The organism is Sporomusa sp., from assembly GCF_035561255.1.
Lineage (GTDB): Bacteria > Bacillota > Negativicutes > Sporomusales > Sporomusaceae > Sporomusa.
Window position 1 is genome coordinate 1 of the sequence record NZ_DATMXX010000406.1, and the last position, 3,528, is coordinate 3,528.

The following is a 3,528-nucleotide window of genomic DNA, read 5'->3' on the forward strand; positions in this document are numbered from 1 at the left end:
TGTGTTAGGCACGCCGCCAGCGTTCGTCCTGAGCCAGGATCAAACTCTCCAATAAATTTATTATTGAAGCCGTTTATCGGCTCATTGTAAATCAAATCTTGTTTGTTGCTTGTGCTGCAAGCAGCACATCGCACATCTGGCATTTTTTTGATGCATTACTTTACATTGTTCAGTTTTCAGGGAACGTTAGATGTCATATCTGCATTGCTGCTAAATTTGACAGCTTTTATATATTAACATGTTAGTTTGATTGTGTCAACTAGTCTTGCTTTATTAGTTCCTGCTATTTTGTTATATACTTTAACTTATATGCACTAGCGCGACTTTTACATCCTAACATAGAATATAACATTATGTCAATACGTTACAACTTACTAAATGCAATAAGGTTCTGGGGTTTATACATCTAGCGTAGCATATTGTAACCTAGCATGTCAATCATTATGCACTCAATTTAGAAAAATCAGTTAATATTTAAAAGGGCTATTTGATCTTTCAAATAGCCCTTTTAATATTTATAATATATTGACGTATCTATTTAAGTACGGCACCTGTATTTGCAGAAGTAACCAGCTTAGCATATCTGGCCAGATATCCAGTAGTGACTTTAGGCGCTGGTTTAACCCAGTCGGCTTTACGCTTAACTAGATCTTCAGGACTTATTTTGAATTCAAGCTTGCGCCCGGGAATATCAATATTGATAATATCCCCATCTTCCAAGAGAGCAATCGGACCGCCTTCCATAGCTTCAGGAGAAATGTGCCCAATACACGCACCTTGAGTAGCGCCGCTAAAGCGTCCATCTGTCAAAAGTGCCACTTTAAGGCCCATCCCAACAATTACAGCTGTCGGATTAAGCATTTCTTTCATGCCAGGTCCGCCTTTAGGGCCTTCATAGCGAATAACCACAACATCGCCATCTTTAATTTTTTTACCAAGAATAGCGTCAATAGCCTCCTCTTCGGAGTTAAATACACGAGCAATCCCTTCGAAGGTAAGCATATCCTCTTTTACAGCGCTTTCTTTTACCACAGCACCATCCGGAGCCAGATTTCCATTTAAAATCGCAATCCCACCGGTGTTGCGATACGGCGCTTCCACTGTTTTAATCACTTCAGGCCGATAGATAGAGGCATGTTCAATTCTATCGGCAATAGTACCGTTTACGGTCAGAGCATCAGTATGAATTCCACCACACTTGCTAAGTTCTTTTAACACCGCCGAAATACCGCCAGCTTCATTAAGATCCTGGATATGATGAGTTCCCCCCGGGCTTAGTTTGGTAATGTAAGGAGTCTTGGCACTAATCTCATCAAAAAGCGAAAGCGGTAGTTCAATACCAGCCTCATAAGCAATAGCAGTAAGGTGCAATACTGTATTGGAGGATCCGCCTATCCCCATATCAACAGTCATTGCGTTTTCAAACGCATTACGATTCATAATATCGCGAGCCTTAACATCACGTTTAACCAAATCAACGATAATTTCTCCGGACTGCTTGGCCATCATCCGGCGAGCCCCAAAGTGAGCTGCAGGGATAGTACCATTGCCAGGTAATGCCATGCCAAGCGCTTCAGCCATACAGTTCATCGTGTTGGCAGTAAACATACCCGCGCATGATCCACAGCCTGGACAGGCGGATTTCTCCATTTGCTCTAGCTCCCCAGCCGTAATCTTACCAGCTTCAAACAGCCCTGCTGCTTCAAACATAGTACTTACACTGATATCACGCCCCTGGTAACGCCCTGCAAGCATAGGGCCACCGCTCATTACAATACAGGGAATATTAAGTCTGGCTGCCGCCATAAGCATACCTGGAACGATCTTGTCACAGTTAGGAATAAGCACCAAACCATCAAACCGGTGACCGATAGTCACAGCTTCAATAGAATCGGCAATAAGCTCGCGACTAGGCAGCGGATATTTCATACCATCATGACCCATAGCAATACCATCGCAAATGCCAATAGCCGGAAATTCAACCGGCATACCGCCGCCCGCAGCCACTCCCAGTTTCACAGCCTCGGCTACATCTCTAAGATGCATATGACCAGGAATAATCTCATTAAAGGCATTAACAATGCCAATCATTGGTTTCTCTAACTCTTTGGGAGTATAGCCCATTGCATAAAATAACGAACGGTGAGCCGCCCGGGTTGATCCTTTTTTAACTATATCACTTTTTAATGTCATAGAATATTCTCCTCCTGATAGTAAAACATACCGTCTGTTACGTACAATAATCTTCCCCAGGTGTCCCCGATAGTAACATTGTAATACTTATTCAACAAAACACGAATAATTCCTTCTCTATTAATCTAGTCATAAAATGCTAATTACAAGTAGATTTATCAGTTTTACATCACTTGAGAAAGTAAGCTTCAGTGAGTAGCTTGACTAGCAAAATATAAAGAGTCACCTCTGTTTATAAGAAGATGACTCTAAGTCTACCTTACTTTCTTTTTCTGTTTTTTTTAGCGGGCTTTTGTTTATTGACTTTGCTGGTTACCGGCCACGCTACTTTCAGGCGTGGTATACGTGTTGCTCGATCTTCTTCTGACAATTCATTCCTGCGTATACCCATATACACTTCAGCTAACGGATAAAGGGTCTCCCGGCGATTAGTGTTAATCTCAAAATCAAAATTAGTTGTCGCTGCAACCTGGTTTTGGGTATAGTGAGCTACGGCTAACTCACTGGGTCTTGGCAACATATCAATTTTCTTGCCGCTTTGGTTATAGATATTAATCAATACAGTTAATGCACCAACAATAATCTCTCTAAGATCATAAGCCGACAGTGCTGTATATTGATGTGCAAAAGCCACTGCTTGTCTTAGATGTTCGGCTGCAGATTCAAATTCACCACAATCCAGCAGTATTTGTCCTAGAGAAAAATGCGACTCAACTTGTCCCAACTCAATAAATAATGCCTGCTCGTACGCACAAACAGCCAATTCAGGCCGTTTGCCTTTATAATATATATTCCCTAAGCGATTCCAAAGATAAACATCCTGGGGATTCTTAAAGAGTTTATTAAGAAAATACGTTTCAGCTTCACTGCCCCAACGAGGTGCAAACTCACTATCTATAAGAGCTTGTCCAAAAATCACACCGCTTGTCACTTTATCTTTTCCTTTATTCTCAATAGCAGCTGCTGCCATTTTCCCTGCAAGCACTGTTTGCATATGTTGAGATAATTCCCACTCACCAGCGGCATTACAATGCTTGCAGCGAAAATAGCCTACTGCCTGAAAACTTTCCAATATATTCTTGTCAGTTGTTGGCAACACCAAGGTACCTAGATCATAATCTCCATTTTTTCCACACGCTTTACACTTCAAGCGAAAAATGTTTTCAGGAAATTCCCGGTTAATCTCTTTCATATATTTATACACATGCCTAGGATACTTACCAGGTAGTGTGGCAACGGTTGGACGCTCCAGTACACCATTTACCTCCTGACCTGTAGCTATACTGATAAGGAAGGGGTTAATACCATGCTTTTGATATTTTTCCATTTTAGTAC

2 protein-coding genes are annotated in these 3,528 nt (G+C 41.5%); both read right to left on the bottom strand.

Translation table 11 applies throughout. The annotated features are described in order from the left end of the window. Positions 1-534 precede the first annotated feature (534 nt). A complete protein-coding gene (gene ilvD, locus VN379_RS23435; RefSeq protein WP_325538388.1) occupies positions 535-2,193 on the bottom strand; it encodes a dihydroxy-acid dehydratase in 1,659 nt (552 codons plus the stop codon). Positions 2,194-2,452: 259 nt separating this feature from the next. Continuing rightward, positions 2,453-3,528, bottom strand: a 1,076-nt coding sequence (locus VN379_RS23440; RefSeq protein WP_325538390.1) for a hypothetical protein, incomplete at its 5' end; no start/stop codon positions are given.

Coding starts and splice junctions, on each gene's coding strand:
- ilvD (WP_325538388.1), bottom strand. CDS start 2,193: ATGACATTAAAAAGTGATATAGTTAAAAAAGGATCAACCCGGGCGGCT.